Here is a 17,021-nt window from a genome sequence, read left to right as displayed (position 1 = left end):
GCCCGGCCCCACCCCTCCCGGAAGCCCCTGTCCGTCGCCCGGACGGGGGCTTCCGCATGCCCCGGCTCCCTCGTACGGCGGTGTGGGCGGGCAGCTTCCCGAAGACCGCTCGCTCGGCCGATTCCCGTTCGACACGCCCGGACTTGTCCAGTTTTGTGGGGTTAACCAACCTCGGGTTCGAGCTCTGGAGGGACCGTGCTGCCCGAAGGCATTGACTACGAGACCCACAGCCGTCTCGCCGGTCCGCTGACACAGGCGGACCCCACCGCCTACCGGGTGCAGTACCGCTCGCTGCTGTCGCAGGAACCGCACCGAATACGAGCCGTCGCCCTGATGACCCTGGCACCGCTGCTCTCCGCGGCGCTGCTGCTCTACCTGGTGTGGCCCAGTCACTGGACCGTCCGGGAGGGCGGGGACCGCTGGCTGGTCCGGTTCGACACGGTGATGCTGGTGTCGATCGCGCTGATCATGTTCTTCATGCTGGTCAACGTGGTGTCGATCGCCCACGCCACCATGGTCGCCCGGGACCCCGTGCCGGTCGAGGCCGAGCCCGGCACCCGGGTCGCGTTCCTCACCACGTACGTGCCGGGCAAGGAGCCCCTGGAGATGGTCCGGGGCACCCTCGAAGGCGCCGTGAAGGTCCGCCACGACGGCCCGCTGGACGTCTGGCTCCTGGACGAGGGCGACTCGCCCGAGGCCCGGGCCCTCTGCGCCGAGCTGGGCGTACGGCACTTCACCCGCAAGGGCGTGCCCGAGTGGAACCGCCCCAAGGGCGTGCACCGCGCGAAGACCAAGCACGGCAACTACAACGCCTGGCTGGCCATGCACGGGGACGCCTACGACTACTTCGCCTCGGTCGACACCGACCACGTGCCGCTGCCCGAGTTCCTGGAGCGGATGCTCGGCTTCTTCCGCGACCCGGACATCGCCTTCGTCGTCGGCCCCCAGGTCTACGGCAACTACACCGAGCGGGTCACCAAGGCCGCCGAGTCCCAGCAGTACCTCTTCCACGCCCTGATCCAGCGGGCCGGCAACCGGTACGGCGCCCCGATGTTCGTGGGCACCAACAACGCGGTGCGGGTCAGCGCCCTCAAGAGCGTGGGCGGGCTGTACGACTCCATCACGGAGGACATGGCCACCGGCTTCGAGCTGCACCGCCGCAAGAACCCGGCGACCGGCCGGTTCTGGCGGTCCGTGTACACCCCCGACGTGCTCGCCGTGGGCGAGGGGCCGGCCTCCTGGACCGACTTCTTCACCCAGCAGCTGCGCTGGTCCCGGGGCACCTACGAGACGCTGATCAAGCAGTACTGGAAGACGCCGTTCAGGGTCCCGCCCGGCCGGTTCCTCAACTACTCGCTGATGCTCGTCTACTACCCGATGACCGCGGTGAACTGGCTGCTGGGCGTGCTCAGCTGCGTGCTCTTCCTGTGGCTGGGCGCCTCCGGCACCCAGGTCTCCTCGTCGGTGTGGCTGATGCTCTACAGCGACGCGGCGGCCCTGCAGATCGGCCTCTACCTCTGGAACCGGCGGCACAACGTCTCGCCGCACGAGCCGGAGGGCTCCGGCGGCCTGGCCGGCATGGCGATGTCCGCCATCTGCGCCCCCGTCTACCTGAGGTCCCTGGGCTCCGCGGTGCTGCGGACCAAGGGCCGGTTCGTGGTCACCCCCAAGGGCGGCACCGCCAGCCCCGACCGCATCACCACCTTCCGGATCCACCTCTTCTGGGCGGCGGTGCTCGTCGCCTCGCTGATCGCCTCGGTCCGGTACGACCACACGCACGTGGCCATGCGCATCTGGGCGGTGCTCGCGCTGCTCATCGCGCTCGCCCCGGTGGCCGTCTGGAGCGCCGGCCTGATCGCCGACCGGCGGGCCGGCCGGACCGCCCCCGCTCCCGCCCCCGCCCCGGGCCACGGGCCGGGCGAGGAGCCCGAGCCCGCCTTCGCCACGACCACAGGAGGGAACTGAGCCATGGCCTACCGGCCTTCGAAGAAGTTCAAGAAGACCGTCCTCGGCACCGGCGCGGTGGTCCTCCTGGTCGGGCTCAACGCCCCGGCCGCGATGTCCTTCGCCGAGGACAAGTACCACGCGTACAAGATCGCGCAGCCGGAGTACAAGGCCCAGTACGGCGCCTGGAGCCTGATCGGGATCCCGGACGAGTACAAGATCAACGCCATGCACGCGGCGCTGCTGCACACCGGCAAGGTCCTGATGATCGCCGGCTCCGGCAACAACCAGAAGAACTTCGACAAGGGGACCTTCGACACCATCCTGTGGGACCCCGCCACCGACACCTTCAAGAAGATCCCCACCCCCGAGGACTTCTTCTGCTCCGGCCACACCCAGCTCCCCGACGGCCGGCTCCTGGTGGCCGGCGGCACCGCCCGCTACGAGGTCTTGGACGGCAAGGTCACCCGGGCCGGCGGCGGGATGCGGGTGAAGAACGAGAGCCCCGACAAGGCCGTCAAGCTGAAGAAGGGCACCCGCTTCCGCTCGCCCTCGGGCGTGGAGTACGTCTCCCGCTTCGACGTCACCGTCCCCAAGGCCAAGCGCGAGTTCGAGATCTCGTACGCGCGCAGCGGCCGGATGCTGCCGTGGAAGACGAAGGTGACCGCGGCCGAGTCCCGGGTCTTCGTCGAGGCGGTCCAGGCCGGCGCCCAGGGCCTGACCACCGAGGCCGCCCAGTACGAGGTCATCGGCCTCAAGGGCAAGGACGCCGACAACGTCTACGGCCTGGCGGAGCGGCTCAGCGTCGCCAAGCAGGACTTCCAGGGCATCAAGGCGGCGTACGAGTTCGACCCCAAGGCCGAGAAGTACATCCCGGTCAACCCCATGAAGGACGCCCGCTGGTACCCGACCCTGGTCACCCTCGCGGACGGCCGGGCGCTGGCGGTCTCCGGGCTCAACGACGTCGGGGACGTGGTCCCCGGCGACAACGAGATCTACGACCCGCGCACCAAGAAGTGGAGCAAGGGCCCCTTCCGGTACTTCCCCACCTACCCGGCGCTCTTCCTCACCAAGGGCGGCAAGCTCCTCTACACCGGCTCCAACGCCGGCTACGGGCCGGCCACCAAGGGCCGGGTGCCCGGCCTGTGGGACGTGGCCACCAACAAGTTCGAGCCCGTCAAGGGCCTGACCGACCCCGACCAGCTGGAGACCTCCTCCTCCCTGCTGCTGCCGCCCGCGCAGGACCAGAAGGTGATGGTGCTGGGCGGCGGCGGGGTCGGCGAGTCCGCCAAGGCCACCGGCCGCACCGCGATCGTGGACCTCAAGGCGGGCACCCCGGCCTTCCGCGACGGGCCCCGGCTGCCCCAGGGCACCCGCTACCTGAGCAGCGTGATCCTGCCCGACGACTCGGTCTTCACCAGCGGCGGCGCCGCCGACTACCGGGGCCGCGGGGCCAGCGACATCCACAAGGCGCAGTTCTACTGGCCCAAGGGTGACAAGTTCACCGTCGCGGCCGACCCGACCGTGGGCCGCAACTACCACTCGGAGTCCCTGCTGCTGCCCGACGGGCGGGTGGCGACCTTCGGCTCCGACCCGCTCTTCGCCGACAAGGACAACACCAAGCTCGGCAAGTTCGAGCACCGGCTGGAGGTCTACTCGCCGCCGTACCTGCACCGCGACCCGGCGCTGCGGCCCGCGCTGGGCACCGGGCCCCAGGAGTTCGACCAGAAGGGCCGGGCCACCTTCAAGACCGCGGCCCCCGACCGGATCGTCCGGGCCCGGCTGATGCGGCCGAGCGCGGTCACCCACACCACGGACGTGGAGCAGCGCTCGATCGAGCTGGGCCTGACCAAGTCCCGTGACGCGGTGACCGTCACCGTCCCGCAGGACCCGTCCCTGGTCCCGCCCGGCTGGTACATGCTCTTCGTCACCGCCGCCGACGGGACGCCCTCCACGGCGAAGTGGGTGCAGGTCAAGACCCCGAAGCCGGCGAAGGAGGCCGCCGAGGAGGACTGACCGGCCGGCCCGGCCCGCCGGCGGAGGTCAGCCCTTCGCCCGGCGGGCCAGGCCCAGGGCGTACTCCGGCCACCAGCGGCCGGCCTGCGGGCCGCCCCGGCAGGTGCCGTCGGACTCGCCCGGCCGCTTGATCCACAGGTACGCGTCGAGCAGCGCGTCGCCCGTCCGGTCGGTGGGCGGCGCGCCCAGCGCGCGGCCGGGCGGATTGCACCAGGCCTGGTCCCGGTTGCCCGGGAGCGGGCCGTCGCCGTTGCGGCTGGTGTCGATGACGAAGTGCTTGCCGCCCAGGGCCGTGGCGAGCCGGTTGCCGTAGGCCCGGCCGGCCGCGTCCGGCTGGAAGTTGGACACGTTCAGCGAGAAGCCGTCGGCGTTCCCGATGCCGGCCCGCTGGAGCGGTTCGACCAGCTTCTCCGCGTCCGGGATCCAGGCCGGGTTGCCGGCGTCCAGGTAGACGCGGGTGTGCGGCTGGGCCTTGAGGCGGCTGACCGCCTCGGACAGCAGCTGGTAGCGCTCCTCGTGGTGCTCGCCCTGGGTGCAGCCGTCCACGATGTGCGGGACCGCGTCCGGCTCCAGCACCACGATCGCCTTCGCGTCGCCGACGGCCTGCGCGAAGGCCCCGATCCAGCGCCGGTAGGCGTCGGCGTCCCAGGCCCCGCCCGCGGAGTGCTGCCCGCAGTCGCGGTACGGGATGTTGTACGCCACCAGCACCAGGGTCCGGCCCTCGGCGGCGGCGCCGGCCCGGGCCCGCCGGATCTCCGGCCCCGGATCGTCGCCCGGACCCCACAGTGCCATCGGACGCTCCGAGATGCGCCGCAGCACCTGCGCGTCGCCGGACCTGCCCTGGGCCTCCCACTGCGCGACCTGCCGGGCCGCGTCGCTCTGCGGGTCCACCCAGAACGGCGAGCCGCCGCCCGCCGCCCCGGACACCTCGGGCGCGGCCGTACCCGGCCCCTCGGGCCCACCCGACGACCCCGTGCAGCCGGCGGCGAGCGACAACAGCAGCGCCAGTGCGCACACCAGGCGTGGTCTGTGACCGGACATCCAGACCCCTCGGGCCGCTGGAAGACAGACGGACCGCCCCATCCTGACATAACGGACATCACCGGGGGCCGTGCGACATGGTCACCCTCCGGACTGTTCCCCGTTCGCCAGGGCGATGCCCAAAGGGGTCCGTTCGTACAGCACGCGCCGGCTGTGCCGGCGCGAGAGCAGGAGGCCGGCCCCGCGCAGGGCCGACAGGTGGGCGGAGACGGTGGAGGGTGCCAACCCCAGCCGGCGGGCGAGCGTGTGGGTGTCGGCCGGTTCCTCCAGGGAGCAGAGGACCTCGGCCCGGCCCCGGCCGAACAGGCGGGCCAGTGCTTCGGGGGCGCCTGGTCCGGTCCCGTTCCACAGGGCGCCGATGCCGCGCGCCGGATAGACGACGGTGGGCTGCCAGGGCGGGTCGAAACCACTGACCACCTCCGGCCAGGTGAAGGCACTGGGCATCAGGACCAGCCCTTGGCCGTCGAGTTCGCGTTCGTGTTCGCCCGGGCGGGCCAGGGTGAGGGTGGAGCCCTCCCAGGTGAGGGCCGGGTGCAGGTCGTTGAAGAGGGCTTCGAGGCCGCCCGTCGCCAGCCGGCGGGAGTGGAAGACGAGGTCCGCCTCGAGCAGGGCGCGCAGGCGGGGCCAGTGCGGGGCGATCAGTGCCCGCCAGGCGGCCTCGGTGAGGTCGGCCAGCTCCCGGACGGCCGCGGTCGGGTCGGCGAGCATCGCCTGCCCGAGAGGGCTGTCGTACGCCCCCGGCGTACAAGTGAGGGACCTCGCCAGGTCCGCCCGCACGGCCGCCGGGTCGGCCGCCGCGGCCGCCCGGACCGCGGCGATCTCCTCCTCGAAGGAGGCGGCCGGGCCGATGGGGGGCGGGCTGAGGAAGTCGGGGTTGTGCCCGCGCTCCGGCATGAGCAGCCAGAGGGGGCGCAGGTCGAGGCCCGCGGTGCCGGTGGCCCGGCGGTCGAGGCCGCGGAGCCAGGGGAGGTGGTAGCCGTGGCGGGCCGGTCGGCGCAGGGTGCGGACGGCCTCGTGGGTCTCCCATCGGGGGGAGACGGCGAACCGGCACCGGAGCAGGTCCGCCGCCCCGAACCGAAGCAAAAACGTCACCCCCCATTCTCTGCCGCAGCCGGCCGTGGCCGGACCGGATGCGCCCCGGCCCGGCGGGAGATTCGGGGTACGGCGAATGTCTGGCCGGAGCCGCGGGCGGCGGGGAGGGTGGCGGCGGACGGTGCGGGACCGGCGACGAGAGGGGCGGGCATGGACGGCGGACGACGGGGCGGTGCGGAGCGCGGGTACCGGGAGGTGTTCGGGGTGGGGGAGTTCCGGGCGGTGTTCGGGGCGCACTCGATGTCCGTGCTCGGGCTGGTGGTGGCCGAGCTCGCGCTCACCGTCCTCGTGTACCGGCTCACCGGCTCGCCGCTGCTGAGCGCGCTCACCTTCGCCCTCGGCTTCCTGCCGTACGTGCTCGGCGGGACCGTGCTGGCCGGCATCGCCGACCGGTACCCGGCCCGGCGGGTGCTGGTCGTCTGCGACCTCGTCTGCGCCGGCTGCGCCGCGGCCATGGTGGCGCCCGGCACTCCCGTCGCCGCGCTGCTGGCGCTGCGCTGCGCCATGGCCTTCGTCGCCCCCCTCTTCCAGGGCACCCGCAACGCCTCGCTCGCCGACGTGCTCGGTTCCGGTCCGACGCTGGTCCTGGGCCGTTCGCTGCTGCGGATGGTGGCGCAGAGCGCGCAGCTAGCCGGCTTCGGCCTCGGCGGACTGCTGCTCACCGTGCTGGCCCCCCGCTCCGCGCTCGCGCTCACCGCCGCCGCCTTCCTGGGCTCCGCCGCCCTGTTGAGGTTCGGCACCCTCGAGCGGCCCGCCCGGGCCGTCGGCGACCGGCGCACCCCGCTGGCCGGGGCCCGGGCCGTCTTCGGGGACCGGCGGCTGCGCACGCTTACGCTGGCGATGTGGCTGCCGCCGGTGTTCGCGATCGCCCCGGAGGCCCTGATGGCCCCGTACGCCGGTGAGATCGGCTCGGGCACGGTCGCCCTCGGACTCCTGATGTGTGCGCTGCCGGTCGGCACGATCGCGGGCGAGCTGTGGGCCGGCACCGCTCTCGGGCCGGCCGCCCGCGAGCGCATCGTCCGGCCGCTGGCGGCCGTCAGCCTGCTGCCCCTGCTGCTCTACGCCGTCCGGCCGGGTGTGCCGGTGCTGCTGGCCGCGCTGCTGCTCGTCGGGCTGGCCCACGCGTACACCCTCGGGCTCGACCAGTGGTACGTGGCGGCCGTGCCGGAGGAGCTGCGCGGCCGGGCCATGACCCTCATGAGCACCGGGCTGATGACCCTCCAGGGGGCGGGCATGGCCCTCGCCGGGCTGGCCGCGGAGTTCGTCCCGGTGCCCGTGGTGGTGACCGCCGCCGGGGTGCTCGGGACGGGCTGCGTCCTGGTGCTGCTGGCCGGGCTGGCCCGCACCGCCGACGAGCGGGTACCGAGGGGCGAGACGGGGCTGACCAGCATATGACCTGCCGGTAAGGTCTGATACGTGCCGAAGCCGCTCAGCCTGCCTTTCGATCCCATCGCCCGTGCCGACGAACTGTGGCAGCGGCGCTGGGGACCGGTGCCGTCCATGGCGGCGATCACCTCGATCATGCGGGCGCACCAGATCCTGCTGGGGGAGGTCGACGCGGTGGTCAAGCCGTACGGGCTGACCTTCGCGCGGTACGAGGCGCTGGTGCTGCTGACCTTCTCCAAGGCGGGCGAGCTGCCGATGTCGAAGATCGGCGAGCGGCTGATGGTGCACCCGACCTCCGTGACCAACACCGTCGACCGGCTGGTGAAGTCCGGGCTGGTGGACAAGCGGCCCAACCCGAACGACGGCCGCGGCACCCTCGCCTCCATCACCGACAAGGGCCGCGAGGTGGTCGAGTCGGCCACCCGCGACCTGATGGCCGTCGACTTCGGGCTGGGCGCCTACGACGCGGAGGAGTGCGCGGAGATCTTCGCGATGCTGCGCCCCCTGCGGGTGTCCGCCGCCGACTTCGACGAGAAGTAGCCCCGGCCCCGCGCCGGCGGGGCGACCCCCGTCAAGATCCCTTTTTGGGGCGGTTACGCTCGTGTGCATGAAACGAAGCGTGCTGACCCGCTACCGGGTGATGGCCTACCTGACCGCCGTCATGCTCCTCATCCTCTGCGGCTGCATGGTCGCCAAGTACGGCTTCGACAAGGGCGCCGACGCGACGTTCCTGGTGTCGCAGATCCACGGCGTGCTGTTCATGATCTACCTGGTCTTCGCCTTCGACCTGGGCTCCAAGGCGAAGTGGCCGTTCGGCAAGCTCCTGTGGGTGCTGGTCTCCGGCACCATCCCGACGGCCGCCTTCTTCGTGGAGCGCAAGGTCCGCGCGGAGATCGAGCCGCTGCTCGTCGAGGACCGCCAGCCCGTCCAGGCCTAGGCCGGACGGACTCGAAGAACCCGGCCCCCGGGGACTCCCCGGGGGTTCGCCATCGACATTTACTAGGACGTCCTAGTAAATTCGAGTGCATGGACGCTGACGCCATCGAGCAGGGCCGCCTCCGCTGGCAGGCCCGTTACGACAAGGCCCGCAAGCGGGACGCCGACTTCACCACCCTTTCCGGCGATTCCGTCGAGCCCGTGTACGGGCCGCGGCCCGGCGACTCGTACGAGGGCTTCGAACGGATCGGCTGGCCGGGGGAGTACCCCTTCACCCGCGGTCTGCACCCCACCGGCTACCGGGGCCGCACCTGGACCATCCGGCAGTTCGCCGGCTTCGGCAACGCCGAGCAGACCAACGAGCGCTACAAGATGATCCTGGCCGCGGGCGGCGGCGGCCTCTCCGTCGCCTTCGACATGCCGACCCTCATGGGCCGCGACTCGGACGACCCCCGCTCCCTGGGCGAGGTCGGCCACTGCGGCGTCGCCATCGACTCCGCCGCCGACATGGAGGTCCTGTTCAAGGACATCCCGCTCGGCGAGGTCACCACCTCGATGACCATCTCCGGGCCCGCCGTACCCGCCTTCTGCATGTACCTGGTCGCCGCCGAGCGGCAGGGCGTCGATCCGGCCGTGCTCAACGGCACGCTCCAGACCGACATCTTCAAGGAGTACATCGCCCAGAAGGAGTGGATCTTCGGCCCCGAGCCGCACCTGCGCCTGATCGGCGACCTCATGGAGTACTGCGCCGAGGGCATCCCGGCGTACAAGCCCCTGTCGGTCTCCGGCTACCACATCCGCGAGGCCGGGGCGACGGCCGCGCAGGAGCTGGCGTACACCCTCGCGGACGGCTTCGGCTACGTCGAGCTGGGCCTCTCCCGCGGCCTGGACGTCAACGTCTTCGCCCCCGGCCTGTCCTTCTTCTTCGACGCCCACCTGGACTTCTTCGAGGAGATCGCCAAGTTCCGCGCCGCCCGCCGCATCTGGGCCCGCTGGATGAAGGAGGTCTACGGCGCCACCTCCGACAAGGCCCAGTGGCTGCGCTTCCACACCCAGACCGCCGGTGTCTCCCTCACCGCCCAGCAGCCGTACAACAACGTCGTCCGCACGGCCGTGGAGGCCCTGGCGGCGGTGCTCGGCGGCACCAACTCGCTGCACACCAACGCCCTCGACGAGACCCTGGCGCTCCCCAGCGAGCAGGCCGCCGAGATCGCCCTGCGCACGCAGCAGGTGCTGATGGAGGAGACCGGCGTGGCCAACGTCGCCGACCCGCTGGGCGGCTCCTGGTTCGTCGAGCAGCTCACCGACCGCATCGAGGCGGACGCCGAGAAGATCTTCGACCAGATCCGGGAGCGCGGCATGCGCGCCCACCCGGACGGCAAGCACCCGATCGGCCCGATCACCTCCGGCATCCTGCGGGGCATCGAGGACGGCTGGTTCACCGGCGAGATCGCCGAGTCCGCCTTCCAGTACCAGCGCTCCCTGGAGAAGGGCGACAAGCGGGTCGTCGGCGTCAACTGCCACGACGGCTCGGTCGGCGCCGACCTGGAGATCCTGCGGGTCAGCCACGAGGTCGAGTGGGAGCAGGTCCGGCTGCTCGGCGACCGCAAGGAGCGCCGCGACGACGCGAAGGTCGCCTCCTGCCTGGACGCGATGCTGGCCGCCGCCCGGGACGGCTCGAACATGATCCCGGCGATGCTGGACGCGGTCCGGGCCGAGGCCACGCTCGGCGAGATCTGCGGGGTGCTGCGCGAGGAGTGGGGCGTCTACACCGAGCCGCCCGGCTTCTAGCCGCACCGGCGCGGGGCCGCCCGGACGGCCGCCGCCACCCGCACCGCTCCCGAAGGGCGCGGCCCGCTACTGGGCCGCGCCCTTCAGGCCGTACATCAGCAGCTGCGTGAAGGTCGCCACCCACAGCTCGTCCACCGGCTCGGCGCTGACCAGCGCGCGGTGCACCACCGTGCCCGCGATCACGTCGAAGATCAGGTCGGTGGTGTGCGCGGTGACCGCCGCGTCCTCCTCCGGCGGCAGCTCGCCCCGGGCCTGGGCGCGCCGCCGGCCCAGCACCACCAGGTGCTTCTGCCGCTCCACGATCGCGGACCGGATGCGGTCGCGCAGCGCCTGGTCGCGGGTGGACTCGGCGACCACCGCCATCAGGGCCGTCTTGGCCTCGGGCCGGTGCAGCAGGGCGGCGAACTGGAGCACCACGTCCTCGATGTCCGCCTCGAGGGAGCCCCGGTCGGGCAGTTCGAGCGCGTCGAAGAGCTCCGCCACCGCGTCCACCACCAGCTCGTTCTTGCCCGCCCAGCGGCGGTAGAGGGTGGTCTTGGCGACGCCGGCCCGGGCGGAGACGTCGCCCATCGTCAGCTTCGACCAGCCGAGCTCGACCAGCGCGTCCCGGGTGGCGGCCAGGATCGCCGCGTCGGCGGCGGCGCTGCGGGGACGGCCGGTGCGCCCGGACGGCTTGTCCGGCGTCGGCTTGCCCGAGGGGGAACAGCTGATGCGCATCCCGCGACGATACCCGCCGGTAGGAAAACTGCCGTGACCCACATCACGGGGCGCCGGGCCGCCGTTCCAGTTACGCTACGACTCGTAGCGTAAGAGCGACAGCCACTGGCGCCAGGTGGGGACCCGGCGCCGCCAGCTTTTCCACACGCACGTTTTCATCATGCGCGCCGTTCGAAGGCGCGTTTTCGGCCGGACTTTTCACGGTCGCGCGCACAGGGGGGAGGATGTACGCATGCAGCCCAGAAACATGTCCATGAGCGGCGTCGTCGACCTCGCCGCTGTGAAGGCCGCCGGTGAGGCCAAGGCCAAGGCGGAGCAGGCCCGGGCGGAAGCCGCCCGGCAGGGCGGCGGCGCGGCCGTGGCCCCGTCCGCGCTGGTCATCGACGTCGACGAGGCCGGCTTCGAGCGCGATGTGCTCCAGCGGTCCACCGAGGTTCCGGTCGTCATCGACTTCTGGGCCGAGTGGTGCGAGCCCTGCAAGCAGCTCGGCCCCCTGCTCGAGCGCCTGGCCGTCGAGGCGGCCGGCCGCTTCGTGCTCGCCAAGGTCGACGTCGACGCGAACCAGATGCTGATGCAGCAGTTCGGCATCCAGGGCATTCCGGCGGTCTTCGCCGTGGTGGCGGGCCAGGCCCTGCCGCTGTTCCAGGGCGCGGCGCCGGAGCAGCAGATCCGCGAGACGCTGGCCCAGCTGATCCAGGTCGCCGAGGAGCGCTTCGGGCTCACCGGCATCGCCGTGGACGCCGACGCGGCCGCGGCCGGCCCCGAGGACGCGGCGGTCCCGGCCGGCCCGTACGACGCGCTGCTGGAGGCGGCCGTCCTCGCGCTGGACGCCGGCGACCTCGGCGGTGCCGTCCAGGCGTACCGGAACGTCCTGGCCGAGGACCCGGCCCACCCGGAGGCCAAGCTGGGCCTGGCCCAGGCGGAACTGCTGCGCCGGGTGCAGGACATGGACCCGCAGGCGGTGCGCCGGGCGGCGGCGGACGCCCCCAAGGACCCGGCGGCCCAGATCGCGGCGGCCGACCTGGACCTGGTGGGCGGTCATGTCGAGGATGCTTTCGGCCGACTTGTGGACACCGTGCGGGTCACCTTCGGTGACGAGCGCGAGGCCGTCCGGCTGCGGCTGCTCGAGCTGTTCGAGGTCATCGGGGCGGACGACCCGCGGGTGACGCGGGCCCGCACGGCGCTGGCCCGGGTGCTCTTCTGAGCCGTTCCCGGGCCCTGCCGGAGTCCCGCTCGACCCGTCGCGGAGCGCCGGGGATTTGTTGACACAGAGATAAACAGCGGCCGCACTTTACCAAAACTTGGTAATTGCGGCCGCTGTTACTCGTAGTAAATCGAACCCCTGGATCTGTCCGTTTTGTCGTTCGATCTACCCTTCTGTGGGCCCCCTGTGCGACACCCTGTGTTGCTGCGCGACATCGCCCTGTCGCACCGTGGTTATCGGGTCGTTACTAGCCGGTAACGACCCCCCTTGTGCCCCGGCTCCGAATGCACCACGATCGGCCACGCTCGGTCCATCCCCGAAGCCCTCCCACCGGGGGGTCTCGGAGACGGGTCCCCACCGGGTGGACCGGTGCTCACGCTCCGGTCCGTGGACAGGGGGGTTCCTGCTACCGGCAGGGCCTGTCCTCTGGGCCGCGTCGATACGCGGCTCGTGGTTGTCGCTCGGGGGTGATCGCCGGTGTTTCGGACACGTTTTCGCGTTCCGGTCACCTGCACTCCTCCGAGGACGTAGCACTTCTCCCATCCCAGGACGGGCTCGACCCGGACCGGAGATGTACGTCCGAGAAGGAGGAACTAGATGATTTCCCAGGTTCGTGGCGGGACCAGATGGAAGCGCTTCGCGCTCGTCATGGTGCCCAGCGTTGCGGCCACCGCCGCGGTCGGCGTGGGTCTGGCGCAGGGCGCGCTCGCCGCGTCGTTCAGCGTCTCCGGCCAGGACTTCAAGGTCTCCGCCGACCAGCTGGTCGGCGACGACATGATCCAGTACGGCGGCGTGGCCAGCGGCCATGACCTCAAGGGCAACGAGACCCACAACCCGGTCGTGATCTCCGGCTTCAGCAAGGCCGAGATCACGAACATGTGCCAGTCGCTGGTCACCCCGGTGCCCGGTCTCGGCAACATCACCCTGCAGCTGCGGACGGGCCACAAGGGCACCCCCGCGGTCGCGAAGAACATCTACCTCGATGTCGCCGACCTCGACGCCGACGCGTACATGGAGGACCTGGACATCGGCGTCGCCGTGGGCGACCCGAGCCACGCGACGAAGCCGCAGGCGGGCACGGTCTCGAGCCCGTACGCCTTCTCGCAGCGCGCGAAGAAGGTCGTGCTGAAGAACGTCCAGCAGCGCGCGTGGGCGACCACCGCGGGCACGTTCAGCCTGCCCAACCTGAACCTGCGTCTGCTCGCGGGTGACAAGCCCTGCTACTAGGCCCCGCCTAGCAGTGTGAGCTTTTGAAGGGACGGGCGGCCGGCGCCCCTGCACCGCCCGCCCGTCCCGGCACTTCACGTAGTTCTCCGTACCACCGTTTCCAGGGAGCTGTTGTCCATGAACGCCGAGGCCCCGGTTTTCCACGAGGACATGCACTGGCTCAAGCGTGGCCGGCTCGGGTTCCGCCAGTGGCGCGGCACCAGGCCTTTCTGGGCGGGTCTGTTCACGACCCTCGGCGGCGTCCCGATCGCGTACTTCCCGTACGCCGACGTCCGGCTGGGCAACGTCACCATCGCCATGGCCACCACGGCCGGCGCCGGTTCACTGATCATCGGTGTCCTGCTGATCACCCTGGGCCTGTGCCTGTGGTTCCAGCAGGCCATGCGCGTCTTCGCCGGCATCGCCTCGATCCTGCTCGCCCTCATCTCGCTGCCGGTGTCCAACCTCGGCGGCTTCTTCATGGGCTTCCTCTGCTCCCTGCTGGGCGGCGCGCTCGCGCTGTCCTGGGCGCCGGGCGTCCCGAAGGAAGACGACGGGGCCGCGGGGCAGGACGTGGACGACAGGGTGGAGTACGTCCCCGGACCCCGCGCGGAAACGGATGTGTTGAGGCCGTCGCACGAGCACGTCTCGTTCGACAAGCCCGACGCGACCGAGACGACTGCCCACGCCAATGGCGGGAGGAACAGTGCGGGGTGACGAGACGCAGCGGGCCCAGGCCCCTGGCGCAGAGTCCCGTGAGAGGAAGGGCCCGCGGCACGCGGCGCCCCGGAAGTCGCTGCTGACCAAGCTCCAGATACCCGTCGGCAAGACGATGGCCCTGGCCGCCATGCCCACGGCCGTGTTCGTGGGCATGGGCATCGCGCCCAAGCTCGCGCTGGCCGAGGACAAGGACATACCCTTCGCGCCCGGCCCGTGCGTCACGCGCTCGGACGAGCCGCCGCTGACGGACGCGCCGGAGGACGGCTCCAAGGACACGTCGAAGGACAAGGACAAGTCCAAGGACACGTCCGAGGACAAGTCCAAGGACACGTCCGGGGACAAGGGCAAGTCCGGGAAGAAGCCCGGGTCGAAGGACGAGGCCGAGGACAAGGCCGGCACCGGGGACAAGGACAAGTCCGGGGGCGTGCCCACCAGCACCGGCCCGGCCCCGGCGAAGAAGACCACCGCCCCCCGGCGGGACACCGAGGACGCCATCACGGCCCTCCCCGGCGCGAGCGGCGTCGGCGGCACCGTGCAGGGCCTCCTCGGGGGCCTGACGAAGACCGCGGGCGCCACCGAGCGGGCGATCCGCGAGGCGGCCCTGAAGAGCGGCGCCACCGTCACGGAGCTGTCCGACGCGGTCAAGAAGACCGTCACGCAGCCGAAGAACGAGACCGGCGAGCAGCGCGGCACCGACGCGGACGGCACCGGCAAGGCCACGTCCACGACGAAGTCCGACAAGGCCGACAAGGCCGACAAGACCGAGAAGTCCGGGAAGTCCGCGGACGGCAAGAAGTCCGGCGAGGGCGAGAAGTCCGACGAGGACAAGGCCTCGAAGGACGAGAAGGACGCGAAGGACGCCAAGACCCCGGACGGCAAGCAGCCGTTCCCGTGCCCGACCCACGACGCGAAGGCGCTGGCCGACGCGGAGCTGGAGACCGGCATCCCGCTGCTGCCCGACGAGCCCTGGTACCTGGACAGCTCGCTGCTGACCCTCTCGGGCCTGGACTACCACGGCATCGTCGAGGTGAAGACGGCCGGCGGCAAGATCAAGAAGGTCCTCAAGTTCACCGCGTCCTCGGTGGACATCAAGGACCTCTACCAGACCATCGGGACCTCCGGCCAGGTCACGCACCTGCACTCGCGCAAGGGCTCCACCTCCACCATCCGCGGCGGCACGGTGACCATGTACACCGAGGAGCTGAAGGGCAACCTCTTCGGGCTGATCCCGATCACCTTCAGCCCGGACACCCCGCCTCCGCTGAACGTCCCGTTCGCCTTCTTCACCAACGCCAAGGTGCGGCAGGCGGGCCAGTTCGGCGGCAACCTGACGGTCCCGGGGCTGCACAACTACATCGGTCCCGCCGAATAGCCCGTACGGGCCCGTACGCGCCCCCAGGGGCCGGGTACGGGCCCGACGTGCGTCCGGACCGGACACGCGCCGAGGGCGGCACCCCCGCGAAGGGGGTGCCGCCCTCGGTCGTCCGTGCGGCGGAGGTCCCCCGGGCCGGGCCCGGGGGAGCGGGGTCAGTCGCGCTCGCCGCCACCGAGGTGGTGGACGCGGACCATGTTGGTGGTGCCGGGGACGCCGGGGGGCGAGCCGGCCGTGATGATCATGGTGTCGCCCTTGCCGTAGCGCTGGAGCTTGAGCAGCTCGGCGTCGACCAGGTCGACCATCGCGTCGGTGGTCTCCACGTGCGGGACGACGTACGACTCGACGCCCCAGCTCAGCGCGAGCTGGTTGCGGGTGCCCTCGTCGGTGGTGAAGGCGAGGATCGGCTGGCTCGTGCGGTAGCGCGAGAGCCGGCGGGCGGTGTCACCGGACTGGGTGAAGGCGATGAGCGCCCGGCCGTCCAGGAAGTCGGCGATCTCGCAGGCGGCGCGGGCGACGGAACCGCCCTGGGTGCGCGGCTTCTTGCCCGGGACCAGCGGCTGCAGGCCCTTGGACAGCAGCTCCTCCTCCGCGGCGGTCACGATCTTCGACATCGTCTTGACGGTCTCGATCGGGTAGGCGCCCACCGAGGACTCGGCGGAGAGCATGACCGCGTCGGCGCCGTCGAGGATGGCGTTGGCGACGTCGGAGGCCTCGGCGCGGGTCGGCCGGGAGTTGGTGATCATCGACTCCATCATCTGGGTCGCCACGATCACCGGCTTGGCGTTGCGGCGGCACAGCTCGATGAGCCGCTTCTGGACCATCGGGACCTTCTCGAGCGGGTACTCGACGGCCAGGTCGCCACGGGCCACCATGACCGCGTCGAAGGCGTCCACCACGGCCGCCATGTTCTCGACCGCCTGCGGCTTCTCGACCTTGGCGATGACGGGGACCCGGCGGCCCTCCTCGTCCATGACCTTGTGGACGTCCTTGACGTCGTCGGCGTCGCGGACGAAGGAGAGCGCGACCATGTCGCAGCCCATCCGCAGCGCGAAGCGCAGGTCGTCGACGTCCTTCTCGGACAGCGCGGGGACGTTCACGGCCGCGCCGGGCAGGTTGATGCCCTTGTGGTCCGAGATGACGCCGCCCTCGATGACGATGGTCTTGACGCGCGGGCCGTCGACCTCGGTCACCCGCAGCTCGACGTTGCCGTCGTTGATCAGGACCGGGTCGCCCTTGGAGACGTCGCCCGGGAGGCCCTTGTAGGTGGTGCCGCAGACGGACTTGTCGCCCGGGACGTCCTCGGTGGTGATGGTGAACTCGTCACCGCGCACCAGCTCGACGGGGCCCTCGGCGAAGGTCTCCAGGCGGATCTTCGGCCCCTGGAGGTCGGCGAGGACGCCGACGGCCTTGCCGGTCTCCAAGGCCGCCTGCCGGACGCGGTCGTACCGCTCCTGGTGCTCGGCCTGGGAACCGTGGCTGAAATTGAATCGGGCCACGTTCATACCGGCCTCGATGAGAGCTTTCAGCTGCTCGAGCGAGTCGACGGCGGGGCCCAGCGTGCAGACGATTTTGGAACGGCGCATGGAGCGGATC

Annotated in this window: 14 protein-coding genes; 10 read left to right on the top strand and 4 right to left on the bottom strand. The window is 71.5% G+C overall.

The genetic code is table 11. From position 1 onward, the window contains the following. Positions 1-195 precede the first annotated feature (195 nt). Both AB0O40_RS17055 and AB0O40_RS17050 read left to right on the top strand, forming a co-directional pair. On the top strand, positions 196-1,965 hold the full coding sequence (locus AB0O40_RS17055) for a cellulose synthase catalytic subunit (RefSeq protein WP_365041494.1): 1,770 nt from the start codon (positions 196-198) through the stop codon (positions 1,963-1,965). Positions 1,966-1,968: 3 nt separating this feature from the next. Next, the gene (locus AB0O40_RS17050; protein ID WP_365041491.1) at positions 1,969-3,960 is read left to right on the top strand and encodes a galactose oxidase-like domain-containing protein; all 1,992 of its coding nucleotides are present in this window, start codon (positions 1,969-1,971) and stop codon (positions 3,958-3,960) included. Between the two features lie 27 nt (positions 3,961-3,987). On the opposite strand, the gene AB0O40_RS17045 is transcribed toward AB0O40_RS17050, so the two are convergent. Further along, positions 3,988-5,001 carry a glycoside hydrolase family 6 protein gene (locus tag AB0O40_RS17045; protein WP_365041488.1) on the bottom strand — a complete coding sequence of 338 codons (1,014 nt, stop codon included), beginning with the start codon at positions 4,999-5,001 and terminating at the stop codon, positions 3,988-3,990. Between the two features lie 81 nt (positions 5,002-5,082). Next, the gene (locus AB0O40_RS17040; RefSeq protein ID WP_365041485.1) at positions 5,083-6,093 is read right to left on the bottom strand and encodes a DUF5937 family protein; all 1,011 of its coding nucleotides are present in this window, start codon (positions 6,091-6,093) and stop codon (positions 5,083-5,085) included. 150 nt (positions 6,094-6,243) lie between these two features. On the opposite strand from AB0O40_RS17040, the gene AB0O40_RS17035 reads away from it, so the two are divergent. The 4 genes from AB0O40_RS17035 to AB0O40_RS17020 all read left to right on the top strand — a co-directional run bounded on the left by AB0O40_RS17035 (position 6,244) and on the right by AB0O40_RS17020 (position 10,206). Continuing rightward, positions 6,244-7,488, top strand: a complete 1,245-nt coding sequence (locus tag AB0O40_RS17035; protein WP_365041482.1) for an MFS transporter — start codon at positions 6,244-6,246, stop codon at positions 7,486-7,488. A 21-nt stretch (positions 7,489-7,509) separates the two neighbouring features. Next, a complete protein-coding gene (locus AB0O40_RS17030) occupies positions 7,510-8,019 on the top strand; it encodes a MarR family transcriptional regulator (RefSeq protein ID WP_365041479.1) in 510 nt (169 codons plus the stop codon). Positions 8,020-8,086: 67 nt separating this feature from the next. Continuing rightward, the gene (locus AB0O40_RS17025) at positions 8,087-8,416 is read left to right on the top strand and encodes a DUF3817 domain-containing protein (RefSeq protein ID WP_365041476.1); all 330 of its coding nucleotides are present in this window, start codon (positions 8,087-8,089) and stop codon (positions 8,414-8,416) included. Between the two features lie 89 nt (positions 8,417-8,505). Then, entirely contained in the window at positions 8,506-10,206 is a 1,701-nt protein-coding gene (locus tag AB0O40_RS17020; protein ID WP_365041473.1) for a methylmalonyl-CoA mutase family protein, read from the top strand. Between the two features lie 66 nt (positions 10,207-10,272). Here the strand turns inward: AB0O40_RS17020 and AB0O40_RS17015 are convergent, their stop codons facing one another. Beyond that, on the bottom strand, positions 10,273-10,923 hold the full coding sequence (locus AB0O40_RS17015) for a TetR/AcrR family transcriptional regulator (RefSeq protein WP_365041470.1): 651 nt from the start codon (positions 10,921-10,923) through the stop codon (positions 10,273-10,275). Between the two features lie 232 nt (positions 10,924-11,155). On the opposite strand from AB0O40_RS17015, the gene AB0O40_RS17010 reads away from it, so the two are divergent. From AB0O40_RS17010 to AB0O40_RS16995, 4 genes are all read left to right on the top strand, one after another. Further along, positions 11,156-12,127: a tetratricopeptide repeat protein gene (locus AB0O40_RS17010; protein WP_365041467.1), complete on the top strand. Its 972-nt coding sequence runs from the start codon at positions 11,156-11,158 to the stop codon at positions 12,125-12,127. A 597-nt stretch (positions 12,128-12,724) separates the two neighbouring features. Beyond that, positions 12,725-13,354, top strand: coding sequence for a DUF6230 family protein (locus AB0O40_RS17005; protein ID WP_365041464.1), 630 nt, complete (start codon positions 12,725-12,727; stop codon positions 13,352-13,354). Positions 13,355-13,471: 117 nt separating this feature from the next. Beyond that, the gene (locus AB0O40_RS17000; protein ID WP_365041461.1) at positions 13,472-14,050 is read left to right on the top strand and encodes a DUF6114 domain-containing protein; all 579 of its coding nucleotides are present in this window, start codon (positions 13,472-13,474) and stop codon (positions 14,048-14,050) included. Beyond that, entirely contained in the window at positions 14,040-15,425 is a 1,386-nt protein-coding gene (locus tag AB0O40_RS16995) for a hypothetical protein (protein ID WP_365041458.1), read from the top strand. The genes AB0O40_RS17000 and AB0O40_RS16995 overlap by 11 nt, the downstream gene beginning before the upstream one ends. A gap of 155 nt (positions 15,426-15,580) precedes the next feature. Here AB0O40_RS16995 and pyk read toward each other — a convergent pair whose 3' ends face one another. Next, positions 15,581-17,011, bottom strand: a complete 1,431-nt coding sequence (gene pyk / locus AB0O40_RS16990; RefSeq protein ID WP_365041455.1) for a pyruvate kinase — start codon at positions 17,009-17,011, stop codon at positions 15,581-15,583. Positions 17,012-17,021 lie beyond the last annotated feature (10 nt).

This window comes from Streptomyces sp. NPDC089919 (assembly GCF_040684615.1).
Classification (GTDB): Bacteria; Actinomycetota; Actinomycetes; order Streptomycetales; family Streptomycetaceae; genus Streptomyces.
The sequence above is the reverse complement of the archived record's forward strand: the minus strand, read 5'-3'. Positions and strand labels throughout refer to the sequence as shown.

Excerpts from the sequence above, each read along its gene's own strand:
- AB0O40_RS17015 (WP_365041470.1), bottom strand. The coding sequence starts at position 10,923 with ATGCGCATCAGCTGTTCCCCCTCGGGCAAGCCGACGCCGGACAAGCCG.
- AB0O40_RS17025 (WP_365041476.1), top strand. The coding sequence starts at position 8,087 with ATGAAACGAAGCGTGCTGACCCGCTACCGGGTGATGGCCTACCTGACC.
- AB0O40_RS17010 (WP_365041467.1), top strand. The coding sequence starts at position 11,156 with ATGCAGCCCAGAAACATGTCCATGAGCGGCGTCGTCGACCTCGCCGCT.
- AB0O40_RS17050 (WP_365041491.1), top strand. The coding sequence starts at position 1,969 with ATGGCCTACCGGCCTTCGAAGAAGTTCAAGAAGACCGTCCTCGGCACC.
- AB0O40_RS17045 (WP_365041488.1), bottom strand. The coding sequence starts at position 5,001 with ATGTCCGGTCACAGACCACGCCTGGTGTGCGCACTGGCGCTGCTGTTG.
- AB0O40_RS17035 (WP_365041482.1), top strand. The coding sequence starts at position 6,244 with ATGGACGGCGGACGACGGGGCGGTGCGGAGCGCGGGTACCGGGAGGTG.
- AB0O40_RS17020 (WP_365041473.1), top strand. The coding sequence starts at position 8,506 with ATGGACGCTGACGCCATCGAGCAGGGCCGCCTCCGCTGGCAGGCCCGT.
- AB0O40_RS17000 (WP_365041461.1), top strand. The coding sequence starts at position 13,472 with ATGAACGCCGAGGCCCCGGTTTTCCACGAGGACATGCACTGGCTCAAG.
- AB0O40_RS17005 (WP_365041464.1), top strand. The coding sequence starts at position 12,725 with ATGATTTCCCAGGTTCGTGGCGGGACCAGATGGAAGCGCTTCGCGCTC.
- pyk (WP_365041455.1), bottom strand. The coding sequence starts at position 17,011 with ATGCGCCGTTCCAAAATCGTCTGCACGCTGGGCCCCGCCGTCGACTCG.